General features: G+C 34.5%; 15 protein-coding genes. 12 read left to right on the forward strand and 3 right to left on the reverse strand.

Annotated features, from left to right (window positions below; genetic code table 11):
- Positions 1-11: 11 nt before the first annotated feature.
- Positions 12-368 carry an SLAP domain-containing protein gene (locus tag J2Z60_RS01460; RefSeq protein ID WP_209685669.1) on the reverse strand — a complete coding sequence of 119 codons (357 nt, stop codon included), beginning with the start codon at positions 366-368 and terminating at the stop codon, positions 12-14.
- 338 nt (positions 369-706) lie between these two features.
- Here J2Z60_RS01460 and J2Z60_RS01465 point away from each other — a divergent pair, with 338 nt between their 5' ends.
- The 3 genes from J2Z60_RS01465 (at position 707) to J2Z60_RS01475 (ending at position 4,117) form a co-directional block, all read left to right on the forward strand.
- On the forward strand, positions 707-1,810 hold the full coding sequence (locus J2Z60_RS01465) for an NlpC/P60 family protein (protein ID WP_209685671.1): 1,104 nt from the start codon (positions 707-709) through the stop codon (positions 1,808-1,810).
- A 60-nt stretch (positions 1,811-1,870) separates the two neighbouring features.
- On the forward strand, positions 1,871-2,785 hold the full coding sequence (locus J2Z60_RS01470; protein ID WP_209685673.1) for a C39 family peptidase: 915 nt from the start codon (positions 1,871-1,873) through the stop codon (positions 2,783-2,785).
- A gap of 105 nt (positions 2,786-2,890) precedes the next feature.
- Positions 2,891-4,117: an MFS transporter gene (locus J2Z60_RS01475; protein ID WP_209685675.1), complete on the forward strand. Its 1,227-nt coding sequence runs from the start codon at positions 2,891-2,893 to the stop codon at positions 4,115-4,117.
- A 61-nt stretch (positions 4,118-4,178) separates the two neighbouring features.
- Here J2Z60_RS01475 and J2Z60_RS01480 read toward each other — a convergent pair whose 3' ends face one another.
- Complete coding sequence (locus J2Z60_RS01480; protein WP_209685677.1) at positions 4,179-5,267, reverse strand: helix-turn-helix domain-containing protein; 1,089 nt, start codon at positions 5,265-5,267, stop codon at positions 4,179-4,181.
- A gap of 122 nt (positions 5,268-5,389) precedes the next feature.
- Here J2Z60_RS01480 and J2Z60_RS01485 point away from each other — a divergent pair, with 122 nt between their 5' ends.
- The 4 genes from J2Z60_RS01485 to J2Z60_RS01505 all read left to right on the forward strand — a co-directional run bounded on the left by J2Z60_RS01485 (position 5,390) and on the right by J2Z60_RS01505 (position 13,746).
- A complete protein-coding gene (locus tag J2Z60_RS01485; protein ID WP_209685679.1) occupies positions 5,390-8,164 on the forward strand; it encodes an alpha-L-rhamnosidase in 2,775 nt (924 codons plus the stop codon).
- A 524-nt stretch (positions 8,165-8,688) separates the two neighbouring features.
- On the forward strand, positions 8,689-10,089 hold the full coding sequence (locus J2Z60_RS01495; RefSeq protein WP_209685682.1) for a class II fumarate hydratase: 1,401 nt from the start codon (positions 8,689-8,691) through the stop codon (positions 10,087-10,089).
- 16 nt (positions 10,090-10,105) lie between these two features.
- The gene (locus J2Z60_RS01500) at positions 10,106-11,497 is read left to right on the forward strand and encodes a flavocytochrome c (RefSeq protein WP_209685683.1); all 1,392 of its coding nucleotides are present in this window, start codon (positions 10,106-10,108) and stop codon (positions 11,495-11,497) included.
- An 842-nt stretch (positions 11,498-12,339) separates the two neighbouring features.
- Positions 12,340-13,746, forward strand: coding sequence for an FAD-binding oxidoreductase (locus J2Z60_RS01505; protein WP_209685685.1), 1,407 nt, complete (start codon positions 12,340-12,342; stop codon positions 13,744-13,746).
- Between the two features lie 82 nt (positions 13,747-13,828).
- Here J2Z60_RS01505 and J2Z60_RS01510 read toward each other — a convergent pair whose 3' ends face one another.
- Complete coding sequence (locus J2Z60_RS01510; protein WP_209685687.1) at positions 13,829-14,785, reverse strand: AraC family transcriptional regulator; 957 nt, start codon at positions 14,783-14,785, stop codon at positions 13,829-13,831.
- A 146-nt stretch (positions 14,786-14,931) separates the two neighbouring features.
- On the opposite strand from J2Z60_RS01510, the gene rhaB reads away from it, so the two are divergent.
- The 5 genes from rhaB (at position 14,932) to J2Z60_RS01535 (ending at position 20,444) form a co-directional block, all read left to right on the forward strand.
- A complete protein-coding gene (rhaB, locus tag J2Z60_RS01515; RefSeq protein ID WP_209685689.1) occupies positions 14,932-16,401 on the forward strand; it encodes a rhamnulokinase in 1,470 nt (489 codons plus the stop codon).
- Positions 16,402-16,448: 47 nt separating this feature from the next.
- Positions 16,449-17,717, forward strand: coding sequence for an L-rhamnose isomerase (locus J2Z60_RS01520; RefSeq protein WP_209685691.1), 1,269 nt, complete (start codon positions 16,449-16,451; stop codon positions 17,715-17,717).
- A gap of 22 nt (positions 17,718-17,739) precedes the next feature.
- Positions 17,740-18,564 carry a rhamnulose-1-phosphate aldolase gene (rhaD, locus tag J2Z60_RS01525; RefSeq protein ID WP_209685693.1) on the forward strand — a complete coding sequence of 275 codons (825 nt, stop codon included), beginning with the start codon at positions 17,740-17,742 and terminating at the stop codon, positions 18,562-18,564.
- Between the two features lie 86 nt (positions 18,565-18,650).
- Positions 18,651-19,415 carry a sulfite exporter TauE/SafE family protein gene (locus J2Z60_RS01530; RefSeq protein ID WP_209685695.1) on the forward strand — a complete coding sequence of 255 codons (765 nt, stop codon included), beginning with the start codon at positions 18,651-18,653 and terminating at the stop codon, positions 19,413-19,415.
- Between the two features lie 12 nt (positions 19,416-19,427).
- The gene (locus tag J2Z60_RS01535; RefSeq protein WP_209685697.1) at positions 19,428-20,444 is read left to right on the forward strand and encodes an AraC family transcriptional regulator; all 1,017 of its coding nucleotides are present in this window, start codon (positions 19,428-19,430) and stop codon (positions 20,442-20,444) included.
- Positions 20,445-20,523 lie beyond the last annotated feature (79 nt).

A 20,523-nucleotide genomic window follows, 5' to 3' on the forward strand; every position in this document is an offset into this window, starting at 1 on the left:
AGGGGCAAGAATTAATCTTCCTCTACTCTATTGTGTTTGCCTTTATTATTGTAAATGTAAGCATTGTGGTAAATAGTACGAGAAGTACCGTCAATATTAACAGCTCTAACATACTTGTTATTGCCAATTTGATAGTAAGTCTTACCTTTGATAGTTACCTTGTTACCGTAAACGTTAACTGACTTGTAAGTAGAGATCTTCTTACCAGTAGAACTACCGTTTTGATTATAAACAATAGATTTAGACATAATAGTTCTTCTAGTAGCAGCATCCACTTTAGTAGAATTGTTAATAGCTAAACTGCCAATAGAACCAAGACCTAATACTAATGCGGTACCTAGAGTAAAGACATTTTTCTTTCTTAACATAATTGTTTTCCTCCGTAAGATATTTAATTATCATTGATTATACTTTAAATATATCAAGTCTAAAAATGATATTACAATATATAAATTCTGCTCCGTTACCCTATTTTAAATATAATAAAACGAAGAATATTATTTCTAATAATTTATACTTTTTAAATGTTTAATAACAAAATTTTTCTATATTGCATTCAATTTTTAGTATATAAGTTATTTAATATATCAAGATAAGTTACTATGAAAACGAATTCTTTTTTTGTGTTAAATAACATTTTTTGTTTCAATATTTTAATATTTTGGTAAAATAAATGTGAAACTATTATCAGGAGGAACAGGTAATAATGAAGATAAAATCTAAATTTACCGCAGCACTTGTTGCCACCTTGTTAGGTGCAAGCTTTTTAACTGCGAATGTTAAAGCTGCAGATGTTAATGAAAGTAGTCAAGATCAGGCTACTCAAACTCAAGTAGTCGATACTTCAAAAGCAGTTAATTATTTTAAAACTAATCCAAAGATTATTAAATTAAAGAAGGCAACTACGCTTTATAAAGATACTGCCTTAACTAACCCTGACCATAAGGCAAAAGCAGGTTACCACTATTTAATTTCATCATTAATTACCAACGATGATGGTAGTAAGGTATTAAAGACTTCATCAGGTCTTTACATATCTGCAGATACTGCATTATCTAGTAAAGTTAAAGGATATCAGAATCCTTCCAAGTATCACCAAGTTCATTACACCCAAATTAAGCCTTATGGCAAGGTAGGTTATAACCTATATCGTGGTTATGAAGGGATTAAAACTTGGAAAGTTATGCATAAGATGGGTACTTGGGCAGGTACTAATTACTACAACCAAGCAACTTACAATGCAGTTAAGAACTTCCAACGTCGTCACGGTTTAAAAGCAACTGGTAATGTCAATTTAAAAACTTGGCAAAAGATGGGCTTTTCTAAGAAAGAGTGGTATGGCATTGATAGCTATGTAGCCCCACTTGCTGCTAAAGCATGGCAAGGTAGATCTGCTCATATTGAAGCTATGATTAAGCAAGCATACAAATATATGGGTAAGCCATGGCTTGCGGGTTGTTCTTCCAGCCCTGCCTATGGTGTCGATTGTTCAGGATTAGTAATGCAAGCATTATATGCTGGTGGTATTAGTCCAGAACCAGTTAGCTCAATTGGGCATGCTCATCCAGGTAACGAATGGAACTCACGTAACTTATGGGCAGATAAAAAGTTGAAGCGGGTTGCTTACTCACAACGTAAACGTGGTGACTTAGTATTTTACTATCAACCAGGTACTCACACTATTTGGCATGTTGCAATTTACTTAGGTAATAATCGCGTAATTGAAAGTTGGCCACCTTATGTAAGTGTTCAACCAATTGTTAATAGTCAACGCAATGTAATTGCAGGGATTAAGCGTCCATTTATCTAAAAGTAAAAGTGTATTGAAAGTATTTGGCTTTTGATACACTTTTTTTATGGGGAATTAAGAATGAAATTAAAATATAAATTTTTAGTGGCTACAGTTTTATGTTTAGGATTAGGCATTAACAATGCTAATTCCACTTTGGCAGCAGTTGAGGACGGTAATCAACAAGATTCTACTCAAACACATGAACAAACACAAACTACAAGCCCAAATGAAGAAAATGTCCAATCGAATCAGTCATCTCAACCACAATGGCAGACTATTAATGGTAAAACTTATTACATAAAAAATGATAAAAAGTTAAAAGGCTACCGTCAAATTCAAGGCAATTGGTATGTCTTCAACAAAAATGGTGAAATGTTAACTGGTATAAGAAAAATTCCACATACCAAGAGCCTAGGATATTTCGATCAGCAAGGGCACCGTATTTTCAATAATATCAATGTAGGTAAGGCTAAATATTGGATTGATTCTAAAGGGAATATTATTGGTGTAAAACATAATGCTAAAGTAGTATCACAGCGCCCTGAAATGCCAACTGGTTGTGAAATTACTGCGGTAACAATGATGCTTAATTACGCTGGTGTTAATGTTTCAAAGTTTAAGGCTGCTAAGGTGATGCATTATAGCTTAAATCCTAATAAGGGATTCGTTGGTTCTCCCTACAAGAAGTGGCCTTTAGGATATTGGGTAGCTCCAGATGGCATTAAGTCAGTTGTTAAGCACTATCTTGGTATAGCTAAGGTGATGACTAATGCAAGTATGTCTGCAATTAAGCAAAAACTAATTCGTTCACATTTAGTAGTTGCTTGGGTAGGAGACTTTGATGGCTTTTCTAATCATGCAATTACTCTAACAGGTTATCACGGCAATACCTTGTACTATAATGATCCATGGACTGGCACTAAGCGCTCAATTAGTGAAAAGAAATTCATGTATCATTGGAGAAAAGATGCTAAGAGAGCTTTGAGCTATTGATAAATTCAACATTAACCCTTGCATAAATTAATAATAAGTGTAAAATAATTCCTAATGAAAAATAATTGAATGACAGAGAGCATTCGTTTTTTGGAGGAATTTAATATGGATAACACATTTATGCACAGCCATAGTCTAAGCAAAAATCAGAAGTGGGTCATTGCGTCTACTTCTTCAGGGTTTGCTCTAGAGAATATGGATGTGCTTTTTTTGTCATTTGCTATGAGTTCGATGATTTCAGACTTGCATCTAAGTGGTGGTGCAGCTGGCTTGATTGGCTCAGTGACTAACTTAGGAATGTTATTTGGAGGGGTCATCTTCGGCTTTTTGGGTGATAAAATTGGTCGAGTGAAAACTTTCAGTCACACAATCATCATTTTTGCTTTAGCAACAGCAATGATGTCTTGGGCAAATAATATCAGCTTAATTTACGTCTTAAGATTCTTAGCTGGAATTGGTGCAGGTGGTGAATACGGCGTAGGCATTGCACTAATTGCAGAAAATTTCAATCGTCATCAAATCGGAAAGATGACATCAATTGCAGCCATCGGTGGGCAAATTGGCGCAATTATAGCGGCTTTAGTTGCAGCATGGATCATCCCTATGGCTGGATGGCATACGTTATTTTTAGTTGGAATTATCCCAGTTATCTTAATTATTTTCATTAGACGACACGTTCAAGAGAGTGAGCAATTTTTACAAGTTAAGTCTCATGAACACGAATCTTTGCTAAAAGAAGTATTCATCCAAATGGTGGCTACCCCGCGTTTAGCTTGGCAGACTTTCGGCCTAATGGCAATGATGACAGTTCAAATTGCCGGCTACTTTGGCTTAATGAATTGGCTCCCAACAATTGTTCAAAAGCAATTAAACTTAAATGTTTCGGGTTCTAGTCTTTGGATGATTGCAACTATTTTAGGTATGAGTGTTGGGATGATGACTTTCGGTAGTATCTTTGACAAATTTGGTCCACGTCGAGCTTTCACAATCTTTTTAATTGGTTCTGCTGCGATGGTCTATACTTTAAGTTTAGCTAATAATATAGCTAGCTTGCTTATAATCGGCGCAATTGTAGGCTTCTTTTCAAATGGAATGTTTGGTGGCTACGGTGCTGTAATTAGTCGACTATATCCAACAAAAATTAGATCAACTGCCAACAATATTATTGTAAACGTCGGACGTGCAATTGGTGGCTTTTCATCAGTAGTAATTGGAATTTTAATGGATCACTATAACTTATCGGTGGTAATGGGATTCCTATCCGTCCTTTATATTATTAGCTTCCTAGTTATGATAAGTCTGCCTGGTATTAGTGAGTTATCAAAGAAGTAAGCATAATGGATTTGCCTGGCGATCCATGGACTAGAAGATAATGCAAGAATATCAGCCAGACCTACTCATAGCTTTTCCTGAATTTAAGCGGAGTAATATCTTCAAATCGCTTAAATGTAGTAGAAAAAATCGCCTGACTATGAAAGCCGCAATCAGCTGCGATTTGTGCTAGAGATTTAGAAGTGAAGATTAATTCATGTTTAGATAAGTTGATCTTTTCTTGGTTAATGGCATGAATTATCGTTTGACCAGTTTCTTTTGAAAAAAGATGTTGCAGGTAAGAGAGACTACAATTAACTTCTTGAGCTACTTCGTCAATTTTTTCAATTTGCATAAAATTCTCGTGAATATATTCTTGAGCATGATAAACTATTGATGTTAAATTCTTACGTTTCACGCGTTGGACACGAATAATAAAGATCTCTCCAATTGCTCGTGTATATTCATAATAGTTTGAGATAACGGTGTCTTTTTCAATTTGTTGAATGATTTTATCACTTAGATTATAGGCTTGAGCAATCGCTAGTCCGCCTTTGATAGCAGCGCGTGTATATAGAGTTGTAGCTGCGATTGCCATATCTTTTTCGTTACGTAGTTTTTGGCTAGTAAAGCTGCCGAAGTTTCCTACTTGGGTAAAGTTCCTAAATCGCTTGTTAAACAATTCTAAATTACCTGCTGTGACTGAGTTGAGCATCTCCTTTTCGGCAAGATATCCTTTATAGGTAGGTGTGTGTTCACTAATAGTAGAAATATTTTCTCCGATTTTAATAGTTTTAGACTTGCTATGAATAATTGGCCACTTTTGATAAATCATAAAATATAAGCTTTTTAATAAGCATAGAAACTGCTGAAATCCAAGTAACGGCGCCAGGCGGTCATAATTTCCATTGCCATTAATAGTAAAGTTAGTGTTTAAAGCAATGATTTCAAAGTTTTGATAAGAAAAATAACCGATACTACTCTGGTCGTCTAATAACTTAATAGATAATTCTAAATGATTCTTCGATTTAATTTGAGGGATCATTTTTTTGTTTAGGTGGGGTGCTAGTGGATTAGAAAAGTTTTTTATTAATAAGTCTTTAGAATTCAGTAGATATAGATTAAGACTAGTTCCCTGATGGTAAGTTGTTAAGATATCTTCAATCTTCATAATAAAGCGCTTTCTTTTTACATAAAATGAAAAAATAAACATAAATCATAAAAAAGCAAATCTTGATTAATTTATACTATACACTGTAAGCGATAACATTAAAAGATTGGAGAGAAATTTCCATGCAAATCGAACAAATTGAAATAAATCACATGGAAAATCCATTAGGATTTGATTTAAATAATCATTTACATATTGTGGGTTTTATAAGTGATATTGTTAATAACATTGTAATTGAAAGAAAACTAGAAATAATAGCTAATCAGAAAATAGTCTATGAAACTAAGTGGGAAAATGCCAAAAATCTAATTTTTGACTTTCCATTACAGCTTAAACCTAGAACTCGATATACAGTTTCTTTATCAATAAGAAATGAAAAAGATATCACTACCAAGACTACTTGGTTTGAAACAGGATATCTAAATGAACCCCTTCATGGAAAATGGATAGGAAATCAAGAAGAAAATGTCCATTCAATTATTTTAAGTAAAAACTTTCAAAGTAAAAGTGTAAAGAATGCCCGCTTATACGTAACTGGGCTTGGATTGTTTGAAGCTTATATTGATGGTCAAAAAATTGGCGACGAATTTTTAGCTCCAGGTTTTACTAATTATAACTATCGTATTCAAAGAGAAACTTACGATATTACTAATTATCTAAAAGAATGTAATGAACATACCCTTTCAATTATGCTCGGCGATGGTTGGTACCGTGGAAAATTAGGGCTGAAGACGCATGGTGGTCAGCCTAATAACTATGGTAATAATTTAATGGCAATTGCTGATTTAGTAATTGATGACCAAATTATTTCTACCGATGAAAGTTGGAAAATGACAACTTCTCCAGTTACTCATTCAGGTATTTATTACGGTGAAGACTTAGATGACAATTATCAGCTTTATTCCCTAGGTTCGCCTCAAGTATTCAAGGTTCCAACAGACCATGTGGTTGATCGACAAAGCTTACCAATCACCAAGCATGAAGAATTTAAAGTTAAAGAGATTATACATACACCACACGGTTCTACAGTTTTAGATTTTGGTCAAAATTTGTCGGGTTGGTTAGAATTTAGAAATGTGCTTCCAAGTGGGGACAAGATAAATATTGAATTTGGCGAAATTATGCAAAACGGTGAGTTTTATCGTGAAAACTTACGTTCAGCCAGAGCTCAGCTAACTTATGTGAGTGATGGTAAAGAAAAATGGATAAGACCGCACTTTACTTACTTTGGATTTAGATATGTAAAGTTGAATGACTTTCCTAGTGAAATAAAGACCGAAGATTTTAAGGCAGTAGCTCTTTATTCAGATATGAGAGATACAGGTTATATTGAAACTGATGATAAAGCAATAAATCGTCTATTTAAGAATGTCAAATGGAGCCAAAAGTCTAACTTTATTGATATTCCAACTGATTGCCCGCAACGTGATGAAAGATTAGGTTGGAGCGGGGATGCAGCAATATTTGCTCAAACAGCCAGCTACAACATGGAAACATATGCTTTTTTTAAGAAATTTGCTTATGATATTGCAGTTGAACAAAGCAAGAATGAAGGCAAAGTTCCTCTATATGTTCCAGCAGTTGATACTGAAGATGGCGGTAAAGCTGTTTGGAGCGATGCTGCAACGATTATTCCATGGGTTTCCTATCAAAGAAGTCAAGATCCGGCAATTCTTGAACAAAATATAGGTGCAATGATGTCATGGGTTGATTGGGTTCACGAACGCGCAGTAGCCAATGGGAATGAATATCTTTGGTTAAATGATGATCAGCTAGGAGATTGGCTAGCCCTAGATACCGAAGATATTATGAAATTAAAGGGTAAAACACCAGATGATTTAATTGCTAGCGCATATTACTATTATTCAGCCCAGATTGTATCTAATGCTGCTAAAGTTTTAAATATGAAACACGAGAGTCAATATTATGGCCAGCTAGCTAAGTTGATCAAACAAGCCTTTATCAAGCATTTCTTTACTACGGATGGCTTAGGTATTGCAGATACTCAAACGGGGCTTTCGATTTGCTTGGAATTTAAACTATATCCCGAAAATGCTAAAGATAAACTAATTAATAAGTTAGTAGAAAAGATTGAAAGTAATCAAAACCATTTAGATACTGGTTTTGTGGGGACACCATTATTATTGCCAGCCTTATCTGAAAGCGGTCAATCTTCTTTAGCGCTGAGATTGTTCTTAACACATACTTATCCAAGTTGGCTGTTTGAAGTTGACCATGGGGCAACTACTATTTGGGAACGTTGGAACTCAGTTGATGAAAATGGCATTATTGCTAACAATGGTATGAATTCTCTTAACCATTATTCCAGTGGTGCTGTAATGACTTGGGCTCATCAATATTTAGTAGGGCTAAGGCAATGTGGTAACAATGTAATCTTCAAGCCATTGTTAACATCTAAGTTGAAGCAGGTACGTGGTCAAATTCAACTACCAACAGGATTAGTCAAAGTAAAGTGGCAAATTCTTAATACTAAGAAAGTTAAATTTGATTTAGAAATTCCATTTGGAAATACATTAAAACTTGATCTACCTCAAGGTAAAGTGTTAATAAACGATACTGAAATTAGGGAAAATGTACTAGTTAGCGGTAACTATAAATTGGAGTTCATACCGGCTGACCCAATTGTTGAATGCTTTGATGTACATACCCCAATAGAAGAATTCAGTGAAAAATTAGAATTAACTAATCAATTAAAGAATCTAGTACCATTTTGGGAGTTTCTTGAAATTGGTGAAAATATGAAGAACTTTTCTAAGAATTCATTGTACCAATTAGGTCGTGAAATGAGAGGAATTGGTTTCAAACCACTTAATAATCAGGACATAGAGAAGATAAATAACTTATTTAAAGAGTATTCTCTGCAGGAGGAAGAATAAAATGCATCAATCTAACGCTAATAGTATCTGTATGATAGTTCTGCAATCTTAAATCAACTTTGTCAAAATGCGGGAGTAGATGTGAAATGGAAAGTATGGCAAGGATTATTCCATGTCTTTATATTATTTGACATGCCAGAGGCAGATTTAGCAATTAAAGAAATAGGCGATTTTTTTAAAGGATAGAAAGACCCTTTAGTAATAAAGACAATCTGATTATCGAAATAACTTAATAATGTGTGAAGACTTAATTTCTTATAGAATTAGGTCTTTTTTTAGATTTAGTAAAAACCTAGCTTTCTGCTACATGTGATGAAATAGTATAATTATGATCGTATAAGCTAAGCAAAAATAGCTGCTATTGCAGAAAAATAATAAGAAGCTATTTTATAGTCCTAAATTATTTAAAATATTTAAAATAACTAGATATTTTTTATAATATTTAAAATGAGCTATTAATTAATTACACTAAAGATGATACAATATCACTGTAAGCGTTTTATATATAGAAAGAGGTCATTATTATGGCAGAAGAATATCGTATTGAAGAAGACACATTAGGACCAGTTAAGATTCCTAAGGAAGCACTATGGGGTCCACAAACAGAAAGAAGTCGCAATAACTTCCCAACTGGTCAGTTAATGCCACTTGCAATTGTTCGTGCCTTCTTGCATCTTAAGAGAGCTGCTGCAGAATCTAATGTTGAAGTTGGTGATGAACCTAAGGACAAGGGTGAAGCAATTGAAGACGCAATTGATCAATTGCTTAAGTTAAATGATGAAGAACTAAGAAAAGACTTCCCACTTCATGTTTTGCAGACCGGATCAGGCACTCAAAGTAATATGAATGTTAACGAAGTTGTTGCTAACTTGGCTAATAAGCTCCACCCTGGCTTGAACATCTTACCTAACGATGATGTAAACCGTGGTCAATCTTCTAATGATACTTTTCCAACAGCTATGAATATTACTGCTGTTGAAGCACTTGATAAGCTTGAACCAGCAGTACAACATTTAATTGATGAATTGAAGGTTAAGCAAGATAAGTATTGGAAGACTGTTAAAGTTGGCCGTACTCACTTACAAGATGCTGTACCAGTAACCTTCGGTGAAGAAGTATCAGGCTACATTTCATCTCTTAAACATGATCTTGAATACATTCGTGAATTGAAGCCAACTCTCTATGACTTAGCTATTGGTGGTACTGCTACTGGTACTGGGTTGAATGCTGCTCCTGGTATGAAGGAAAAGATCGGCGAAAAGCTAAGTAAAGTATACGGTCACGAATTCAGAGTTGATAACAATAAATTCTGGGGTATGGCACATCACTCAGGTCTTGATGTTGTTCACGGCGCACTTAAGACTTTAGCAGCTGACTTATTCAAAATCGCTCAAGATATCCGCTATTTAGCTTCAGGTCCTCGTGCAGGTTATGGTGAATTAAATATCCCTGCAAACGAGCCTGGTTCATCAATTATGCCCGGTAAGGTTAACCCAACTCAAGCTGAAGCTTTAACTATGGCAGCAGCTCGTGTATTTGGTAACGACACTACTATCACTTTTGCGGCATCACAAGGTCAATTTGAATTTAACGTTTACAAGACTATTCTTATTGCTACCTTCCTTGATACTTGTGAAATCCTAACTGGTACTATTACTGGATTTGCTGATAGAATGATTCATGGTTTAACTGTCAATGAAAAGAGAATGGATGACTTACTCGAAGACAGCTTAATGACTGTTACTGCTCTTTCTCCACATATTGGTTACCACGATGCAGCTAAGATTGCTCAAGCAGCTGACAAGGCTGGATCAACCTTGAAAGAAGCTGCTCTTAAGAGCGGTAAGGTTACTGAAGCTCAATATGATGAGTGGATGGACTTATTGCAAATGACTAATATTGATAACAACAAACCTGAAGAATAAGGGGAACTTTTAATAAATGGCAAAATTCGTTTTTAAAACTAAAGATGCTTCAGAATTAGCTGACAAGTATGATGCAATCATTATCGGTTCAGGTGGTACTGGAATGAGTGCAGCAATTCAAGCTCATGAGCTAGGATTAAATGTGGCTGTTCTTGAAAAAAACGAAGGCTTAGGTGGTAACACTAATAAGGCTTCATCAGGAATGAATGCATCAGAATCTAATGTCCAATATGCTCACGGCATTATTGATCACAATGATGACTTTTACAAAGAAACAATGAAGGGTGGGGGACTAATGAATGACCCTGCCATGCTTAGGTTCTTTGTAGATCATTCAGCTAGTGCCATTAGCTGGCTTAAAGATCATGATATTGTTGTCAGTGATTTAACAATTACTGGTGGGATGAGCCGCAAGAGATGTCACCGACCTGCAAGCTTAGCCCCAATTGGCGCCTTCCTTGAAACCAGCTTGCTTAAAGTTGCTCAAGAAGAAGAGATCCCTGTCTTTAATAATGTAAAAGTTGTTAAGTTACTTGAAGATCACAAGCAAGTTGTAGGTGTTGAAGCCGAAACCAAACTAGGTGATAAAAAAATCGCAGCCAATGCAGTCTTATTAGCTACCGGTGGTTATGGAGCTGCCCAAGATATTATTGGCAAGTATCGACCTGATCTTAAGGATTATAAGACTACTAACCAAGCTGGTGCTACTGGAGATGGATTGAAGCTAGCTGAAAGTGTCAATGGACAACTTGTACAGATGAACTTGATTCAAGTACACCCAACTGCTCAAACTGATAATCCTCGTGTCTACTTAATCGGTGAAGCAGTTCGTGGTGAAGGTGCAATCTTAGTTAATAGAGCAGGTAAGAGATTCGTAAATGAATTAAATACTAGAAAGATTGTTTCTGATGCTATCACTAACTTGAATGAAGATGGCGCATACTTAATCTTAGATCAAAATATTCGCGATCATGTTAAGGCTGTTGACTTCTATGAATCAGTAGGATTGGTTGAACATGGTGACTCTTTAGAAGAATTGGCTAAGACTATTAATGTTGATCCAGCAGGTCTTAAGGAAACTGTTACTGTTTGGAATAAGGCTGTTGCTAATCAAGATGATAGTGAATTTGCTAGAACTACTGGTATGGAACGTGGTATTGAAAAAGGACCATTCTTTGCTATTCATATCCATCCAGCTATTCACTACACAATGGGCGGTATTCACATTAATTCTAATACTGAAGTTCTTGATACTAACGGTAATGTAATTGCCGGCTTGTATGCTGCAGGTGAAGTATCAGGTGGACTACACGGAAATAATAGAATTGGTGGTAACTCAATTGCTGAAACTGTTATCTTCGGTCGTCAAGCTGGTATCAAGATGACGGAATTTATTAGAAATAAATAATTTAATTAATACTAAGAGCTTTGCTTTCAATGGTTTAGCCATTGAGCAAGGCTTTTTGTTTTAGATAAAAAATAAACATCAAAAAAGCCGAACTTCTTAAATAGAGTTCGACTTCAATTGCTTTTCGCGAAAATCATATAAATATAATATCCTTCATATATAACCTTATACTTAAATCTAGAGCTTATAATCAATTAGCTGCAACATTCAAAAGCAACATATGTTCAACTTGAAATTTGATATTGAACTTGTAAAGGTGAAATTTAGATCTGACGTAATTGATGATTTAGAATGTAAAATTGGTATTTTAACCAGCTTAAAGTATAATCTAAAATTTCAATCCTTCGAAAATGAATAGACAAGCATCCCATCATTGCTAGAACAAGTCAACTAATATAATTAAGTCCTAATATTAGATTTATCAGGTGAGTTTAAATTGTAAATATACTATTGTGTGGGTACTTTCGAAAAATAATGAATTACATCTTAAGTATCCGAGCTCAAATAATATAGATAACTAACTGTTCATGGTTTAGCTGGATGTTCGCTTAAGACATACCGTCATTTGCAAAAGTCACCATACTGAAAGAATCTGGAATATTTCTCTTCATCAAAATTAGAAATACCTCCAAGAAGATAACTTTGTTTTTTACCTTTTGTAAGCTTACAACTATATTATAAAGCGCTTACACTATTTTGGCTAGTATTTTTTTCAAAAAATTATTAATTTTTATCAGTATGAATGGGAATCTTACTTTCGATGCTATAATCTTGACAGCGCTTTCACAATTATTTTAAACTAAAGATGGTTAGTTAATAGTTGAAAAAAGTGAGGTAGTACGATGACATATCATAAGATTAATCAAGATGACATTAAAGAATTAAGTTCATATATTCCTGATTCAGAAAGATTTATTACTGAGCCAACCGAACACTGGGATCATGACCAATTTAAAGTAGTTCGTGCTATGCCGGATTTAGTAATTCAGCCTACTAGCAATGAAGAAATTCAAAAGGTTGTTAAATATGCTAGTGACCACCATATTCCACTAGTTCCCCGTGGTAATTCTACAGGATTGATGGGGGCTAACTTAACGGTTGAAGGTGGCATTTCACTTGATATGGTTAAGATGAATAAGGTCTTAGATTATGATCCAGATAGTTTGACTATGACGGTTCAAGCTGGTATTCGTTTAAAGGATATTGAAGAATATCTTGCAGATAAGCCATTTACTTATATGCCAGCTCCAGCCATGCACTGGGCTACAATCGGAGGAAACGTTGATACTAACGCTGGTGGTTTAAAGGCTATCAAGTATGGTGTAACTAGAGAACACATTAGAGAAATTAAGGTAGTCTTGACCGACGGAAAATTATATAAATTTGGTTCTAAAGCAGTTAAATCAGCTTCAGGTTACTCACTAAAGGACTTAATTATTGGCTCTGAAGGTACTTTAGGTGTAGTTAGTGAAGTTACAGTTAGATTGTATCCAAAACCTAAGAAATCAATTAATGCAATTATTCCATTCCCAACATTGGATGATGCTATTAAGTCTGTACCAAAGATCCTAGCTTCAGGTGTTGTTCCAACTACTGTAGAATTTATGGGACGTCCAGTAATTCAATTATGGGAAAAGTACTACAACGATAAGTTCCCAATTGAAGAAGGAAATGGGTTTATTATTGTTGGTTTAGACGCATTTACTGATGAAGAAGTACATGCACAACTAGACCAAACCTTAAAGGCAGCTGCTGATCTTAAGGCAATGAAGGCACTTGTCTTAGATGCTGACTCACCAGAGGCTAAGAAGATTTGGGAATGTCGTGAGGCATTATTGCTTGCTATTCAAAAGTCTACCCCTAAGATGGATGAAGTAGATATTTGTGTGCCAATTAATCACATTCCAGATGTCCTTCACCGCATTAGTGAACTTGAAGAAGAAGCAGGCATGCGAATTCCAAACTTCGGTCATGCTGGTGACGGTAACTTACATATCTACCTTTGCTCTGATGATATGAGTGATGAAGAATTTGACAAAAAATCTAACTTTGTAATTACAGAATTATATAAGACTGCTAAATCAGTTGATGGTAATATGTCTGGTGAACACGGTATTGGTTACGCAAGAAAAGACTGGTTTGAAGACTTCTATGGTGAAGATTACACTAACTTATTAAGAAAGGTGAAAGCAATCTTTGATCCAAATAGTATTATTAATCCAGGCAAAGTATTTCCTTTAGATAAGTAATTGTACTGTTAGACATAAAATTTAATAGTTTTAGAAAACGAATTAACTATATTTAAGTTAATTCGTTTTCTTTTGGCATTATTTAACGTATCTCACTTGGCATACAATGGAATTTTTCTTTGAATTTCTTATAGAAGAAGGTTTTATTAGAAATGCCAATTTTTTCAATTATTTCTGAAATAGAGTAGTTAGTAGAATTTAACAAATTATATGCTTCTAAAAGTCGTTCCTCAGTAAGAACATCTGAAAAAGACTTTCCAACTACCTTTTTGAATAAACTTCCTAGGTAAGCACGGCTGTAATTATTTTTTTGTGCAAATTCGGATAAGGAGACCTGGGCACTATTAGTCGTAATCTGCTTTAATAATGCAAGCACTACATCAGGAGTATTCTCTTTCAAATTGCGGGTGGAGTGAAAATCTGTATTTCTAGAAAACAAAATTAAAAGCGAGTTTAAATAACTATCAATTAATTTATCTGAAAAATCACTATGTGAGTAATATTCTTCAATAAGAAGATCAGCTACTTTTCTTATTGCGTTTTCAGTATGCTTTTTGCGATAAATCATAAAGTTTTCAGAATTATTTGTCATGATAAAGCCGGATAAAACGTTTTGATTTTGTCCCATAGCTTTTAAATTTTCTAAAGAGAAGAATATATCATTTCTAAAAATAATATTTATTAAAATATCATCTTTTCCTAGAGCAGAGATTGAATGGGTCGTGCCAACGCCTAAGAGTAAGATATCGCCAGTCTTTAATTGGATTGGCTGACCATTGACTATCTCTTGAGCCGATCCTGATAACATATAATTCATTTCTAAAAAAGTATGGGTATGTTTAGGATAAGCAAAAAAGCGGTTGTGCTTACCAACGTAAATGCTATTCCCCTTAAAGAAATCACTTGTAAAGATGGGGACTGACATTTCAGTCTGAATTAATGACTTTTCTTGGTAGTCATTAATAAAAGAGTGCTGTGTGATTTGCTTTTGCTCTATTTCATTTATTTCTTTTAATTGTTGTAATAATTCTTTTTTCATGATAGCTATCTTTTACCTAAAGATCATATTTGGCAGAATTCAATTATCTATCAATATGATACATTACTCATCCTTAAATGTCATTGTAAGCGTTATCAAATAAATGTATAAATAATGTGTAAGGTTTGAAAGCGTGGTGAATATAATTGACAAACACATACGTAGCTGTTGATATTGGGGCTTCTAGCGGGCGTTTAATGTTATCACAATTAAAAGATGGCAAAATGAGCTTGAAAGAAATGCACCGATTTACAAATGGCTTTTCATTTAAGCAAGGGCATGATCGATGGGATATAGACCATATCATTAAAGAAATTTTGCTAGGTCTAGAGAAAATAAAACAAGCAGGATATCCAGACATTTCACTAGGTATTGATACCTGGGCTGTTGATTATGTACTAGTAGGCAAAGACGGTAAAAAGCTTGAAGATCCTATTAGCTATCGTGATGCAAGAACTAATACAGCAATTAAGGACTTAACTGCAAGAGTATCTAAAGAGAAGATCTATCAAAAGACTGGCATTCAATTTTTAGATTTCAATACCCTGTATCAGTTGTTTAAAGAAGATAAAGATTTACTTGCTAAGACTGATAAGATCATGATGATACCTGATTATATTGGTTATGTTTTGACAGGTAAGGCAGTTTCAGAGGTAACAAATGCGTCAACTACGCAAATGTTAAGTTTAAGAGAAGGTTTGTTTGACAAAAATTTACTTAAAGAAGTAAATGTGAAACCTGAGCAATTTCCTAAATTAGTTGATGCAGGCACTCCATTAGGTAAGCTAGATAAAAGTAAATTTTCCAAATATGATTTGCCAGATACTGACCTCATTACAGTTGCCAGTCATGATACGGCATCTGCAGTTGTGGGATCTCCTGGTATGGGACATCATTGGGCATATTTAAGTTCAGGAACTTGGTCATTAATTGGAACAGAACTTAATGTTCCAGAGAATGGATCTAAGGCCTTTGCGGAGAACTATACCAATGAATGGGGTGCTTATGGGACTTATCGCTTCTTAAAGAACATCATGGGACTATGGATGATTCAATGTGTAAGGCGTGAATTTAATAATAAGTATTCATTCAGTGAATTAGCCGAAAAAGCAAGTACAGTAAAGCCATTTCAACAATTTATTGATGTTAATGACAAGCGATTTGAAAACCCTAAGAGTATGATTAGCGAGATTAAGAATTATTGTCGCGAGACAGGGCAGCAAATCCCTGAATCGCCGGGCGAAATTTGTATGGCGATCTATTCTAATTTAGCCTTATTTTATGCTCAACAGATTCAAAAGTTGAATGACATTTTAGGCTATAAAATTGATACCTTAAATATAGTGGGTGGTGGCTCTAATGTAGCACTACTAAATCAGTTAACTGCAACTATTTCAGGTATTGATGTATATGCAGGACCTGATGAAGCAACCGCAATTGGGAATTTAACAGTTCAAATGATTACTAAGGGAGATATTCTAAATGTCTACTTAGCAAGACGGATTATTAGTGATTCCTTTGATATTAAAAAGTATCTTCCACAAGAAGAAAAGTATCATCGAATTTTTGAAGAATACAAAGAATTTATGCAAAAGATACATCAAAAGAGCAATTAGTTAAATTACTACAAGATGTAAATAATGATTTTATAGGAGAAAAAACAATGGTTAATGCAAAAGCAGTAGAAGCAGCATATCAAGTAGCTAAAGAACGTTATGCAGAAGTTGGCGTTGATACTGAAGCAGTATTAGATAAATTACAAACTATCCGTGTATCTTTGCCTTGCTGGCAAGGGGATGATATTCATGGATTCTTAACTCCAGATGCCAAATTAACCGGAGGTATTGGCGTATCTGGTGACTTTCCAGGAGGTGCAAGAAATCCTGAGGAACTAACCAGCGATTTGGATGAAGCGTTTAAACTAATTCCAGGTAAGCAAAGATTACAATTGCATCAAATATATGCCGTAACTAACGGCAAAAAGAAAGACCTTTCTGAAGTAGGTCCTGAAGACTTTAAATATTGGGTAGACTGGGCCAAAGAGAATGGTGTGTTACTTGATTTTAACCCAACTTTCTTTTCTAGTCCTAAAGTAAAAGAAAATATGACTTTATCTAGTCCTGAAAAGAGCGTTCGCGATTACTGGATCCAAGTCGGTAGAAATGGACGCAAAATTTCTAATTACTTTGGTGAAACTCAAGGTGTGCAATCAATTGATAACTTCTGGATTATGGATGGTATGAAAGATGAACCAATTAGTCGTCTGGATCCACGTGAAAGATTGATCGAATCTTTAGATGAAATCAATAAAGAAAAATTTGATGAAAAGAACACTATCGAAAGTTACGAAGGTAAGTTATTTGGTACTGGTGTTGAAAGCTATACCGTTGGTTCTCACCTCTTTTATAATAACTATGCTTTAACCCGTAACAAGTTATGGTGTATGGATATTGGTCACTTCCACGAAGCAGTTGATCCTTCTGACTACTTATCATCTTTTTTGGCATTTGGTAGAGGGATGTTCTTACACGTAACTAGACCAGTTCATTGGGATAGCGATCATGTGCCAGCTATGAATGACATGCTTATTAGAGTTATGAGAGCCTTAATTAGAGATAACTTGCTTAACAAGACAACGATTGGTCTGGACTTCTTTGATGGATCTATTAATCGTGTGGCTGCTTGGGTAATTGGTACTCGCTCAGCTCAAAAAGGCTTACTTCTTGGTATGCTTGCACCTATAGATGAATTGAAAGAAGCTGAAAGAAACTATGACTTCACCCTTAGATTAGCTGAAACAGAGGAACTAAAATCATTCCCATTTGGTGCCGTTTGGGATGAGTTCTGCTTACGTAACAACGTGCCAGTAGGTATGGACTGGTTCAAAGAACTTAAGAATTACGAAGCTAACGTACAACTAAAGAGAAATTAAATTCAGGAGGCTAGAAACTAAAATGACCAAATTTAAGGATTCAATTTTTGTTAGAGATATGAAAAACATCACCCGTCAAAGCTATGACAATGGTTGGGATGAACGTAATGGCGGTAATATGAGCATTCGCATTACTCCTGAAGAAATGAAAGAATATGATGATGCTAAAGAAGTTAAAAGAACATTTGACCTTGGCTTTGATGCAAGTGCCTTGGCAGGGCAATACTTTTTGGTTACAGGCACGGGGAGATATTTTAGAAACGTATTTCAAAGCACTGAAGAAGATTTGGGATTAGTCAGAATCAGTAATGATGGTGAAAAAGGAGAAATCGTTTGGGGTTATGTTGATGGTGCTAAGCCAACTAGTGAATTTCCAACCCACCTTATGGCACACATTGCTAGATTAAAGTTAGACTCAAAGCAGCGTGTAGTAATGCACTGTCACCTTACTAATTTAATTGCAATGTCATTTACTCAGCCACTTGATGAAAAATACTTCTCAAAGACTATCTGGAAGATGCAAGCAGAGAGCATGCCTGTTTGTCCTGAAGGATTAGGTATTATTCCTTATGAAACCCCTGGTACAACAATCATTGGCGAACATACAGCAAAGAAAATTGCTAATAGATATAGGGTAGTTATGTGGCCTCACCACGGTATCTTTGCCGTAGGAGATAGCCCAGACGAATGCTTCGGTTTAATCGAAACCATTGAAAAGGCTGCTACTATCTTCACTGCTATTCAAGCCCAGGGTGGTAATAGATTAGATGAGATTACTGATAAGCAATTAAAAGAAATCGCCGAATACTTCAACGTAACCCCTAGAGAAGGATTCTTAGATGATTAGCTGCTAATAAAAATAAATCCTATGTACTATGTAAAGAAGAGCGGAATGGTAATTTCGTTCTTCTTTTTTGAAAGGATGAAAAGTAAATGTTAACTGTTGGACTTTTTATATTTTTAATAATTGCAGGAATTGTCTCAGGTATAGTATCGGCAGTTGCAAGTATGGCATCATTAGTATCATATCCTGCTTTGCTTATTGCCGGATGTAATCCAATTATGGCTAATATTACTAGTACGGCAACCTTGATTTCTACAGGTCCAGGGGTACTTTTAGCCTCATATAAAAAAATGCAAGGGCACTGGCTAGAATTTGGTAAATATTGTTTGTTTTTATTATCAGGTGTAATTCTAGGTAGTATATTGCTACTGTCATTTCCTGGTAAAGTATTTGAAAAAGTTGTCCCATTCTTTATCCTAGCTTCAGCTATCGCACTAACTGCAAGTAATAAAAATTCTCCTGGCAAAATTAAGAAAAAAAGAACAAAGTTAGGAATCATTGGATCATATATTGGATTAATTATTGGTGGCATGTATACTGGATACTTTGGTGCCGCAGCCGGTGTTATCCACTTAATATTTATTAATTATTTATCTGATGATGAATTTTTTACAATTAATGCGATGAAAGATATTGTAGGTGCATTAGGAAATTTCGTTGCTTTAATTATTTTTATCTTTGGCGCATCTGTTGATTGGATGAAGGCCATTCCAATGGCTATTGGCTTATTTATTGGTGGATATTTAGGGCAATATAGCATTCGCTTCTTGTCATTTAAGATTGTCGCCTGGATAACTATGGTATTTTCTGTAATTTTAGCAGGATGGTTGTTCTATGCTAGTTGGAAAGTATAGGGGATGATTTAAATGAATAAGGAAATCCTAGATCTTTTAAGACAAAATAGTCGTCAACAAAATTGGGAAGAAATAAATAAAAAACTAAATCCTATAACGGTAGGTCATGTTAATGGGGAAATGATATATCAATTTTTCGAAACTTTATATGATCAATCATTTAAAGAAAATAAGCAAATGATTTCAATAACTACTCAATCAATTAATAGCTATATACCATATCATATTCACAATTATGTAGTGATTACAGTAGTTCTTGCGGGACAGTGTATATTCCATACACCTAATGAAACTTTAAAAGTAAATCAAGATGATGTTTTGATTATTGGTAGTCATACTATTTATAAAATTGATGAAATTCCTGAAGATACGATATTAATTAATATTTCTCTAAAGAGGGCTGCTTTTTCTTTGTATGATTTTGATTTTTTAACTCACAATCAAGAACCACAGTCTGTTCCATCATTAATATTTTCTACTCTGTCAAATGAAAACATTCATGGTGCCTTCAATCTATTTAGAACGCATCATGATACTCAAGTAATAACAATTATTAATGACATAATTAAGGAATATTTTGATCATAAATCCTATAGTAATCAGCTTATTCATTTAAAGCTGCTAGAATTACTAGTTCGTCTGATTAGGATTACATCAGAAACTAGAGATTTGCAAATACAGAGAAATAATCAAAAAGTTGGAGAAATAGATACTCTATCTTTAGCTCTTTACATTGAAAAAAATTATAAAGACATTTCACTGGCAAAGATGGCAAAACATTTTGGTTTTAATCCAGATTATTTATCAGCACTTTTAAAGAAGAAAACGGGATATTCTTTTGTTAAGTTAGTTCAATTACAGAGAGTTAATATAGCGGCAGAATATTTATCTTTTACTAATATGTCAATTGAGACTATAGCAAATGAGGTGGGTTACAAAGGTACACCATATTTTTATCGCTTTTTTAAAAAGTATATGGGTATTTCACCACAGCAATATAGAAATTATATCGGAAAAGGGGATAACTAGTCTCTGATTTGCTAATTGTGAATCCGCTCCCAACAAAATAACATTTAAGTATCAAATTAAATATATAAGAGATACTTTA

The organism is Lactobacillus colini (assembly GCF_017874575.1).
Classification (GTDB): Bacteria; Bacillota; Bacilli; order Lactobacillales; family Lactobacillaceae; genus Lactobacillus; species Lactobacillus colini.

Bases quoted from the DNA above. Each gene is read 5' to 3' on its own strand.
- J2Z60_RS01460 (WP_209685669.1), bottom strand. From the start codon at position 368: ATGTTAAGAAAGAAAAATGTCTTTACTCTAGGTACCGCATTAGTATTA.
- J2Z60_RS01465 (WP_209685671.1), top strand. From the start codon at position 707: ATGAAGATAAAATCTAAATTTACCGCAGCACTTGTTGCCACCTTGTTA.
- J2Z60_RS01470 (WP_209685673.1), top strand. From the start codon at position 1,871: ATGAAATTAAAATATAAATTTTTAGTGGCTACAGTTTTATGTTTAGGA.
- J2Z60_RS01475 (WP_209685675.1), top strand. From the start codon at position 2,891: ATGGATAACACATTTATGCACAGCCATAGTCTAAGCAAAAATCAGAAG.
- J2Z60_RS01480 (WP_209685677.1), bottom strand. From the start codon at position 5,267: ATGAAGATTGAAGATATCTTAACAACTTACCATCAGGGAACTAGTCTT.
- J2Z60_RS01485 (WP_209685679.1), top strand. From the start codon at position 5,390: ATGCAAATCGAACAAATTGAAATAAATCACATGGAAAATCCATTAGGA.
- J2Z60_RS01495 (WP_209685682.1), top strand. From the start codon at position 8,689: ATGGCAGAAGAATATCGTATTGAAGAAGACACATTAGGACCAGTTAAG.
- J2Z60_RS01500 (WP_209685683.1), top strand. From the start codon at position 10,106: ATGGCAAAATTCGTTTTTAAAACTAAAGATGCTTCAGAATTAGCTGAC.
- J2Z60_RS01505 (WP_209685685.1), top strand. From the start codon at position 12,340: ATGACATATCATAAGATTAATCAAGATGACATTAAAGAATTAAGTTCA.
- J2Z60_RS01510 (WP_209685687.1), bottom strand. From the start codon at position 14,785: ATGAAAAAAGAATTATTACAACAATTAAAAGAAATAAATGAAATAGAG.
- J2Z60_RS01520 (WP_209685691.1), top strand. From the start codon at position 16,449: ATGGTTAATGCAAAAGCAGTAGAAGCAGCATATCAAGTAGCTAAAGAA.
- rhaD (WP_209685693.1), top strand. From the start codon at position 17,740: ATGACCAAATTTAAGGATTCAATTTTTGTTAGAGATATGAAAAACATC.
- J2Z60_RS01530 (WP_209685695.1), top strand. From the start codon at position 18,651: ATGTTAACTGTTGGACTTTTTATATTTTTAATAATTGCAGGAATTGTC.
- J2Z60_RS01535 (WP_209685697.1), top strand. From the start codon at position 19,428: ATGAATAAGGAAATCCTAGATCTTTTAAGACAAAATAGTCGTCAACAA.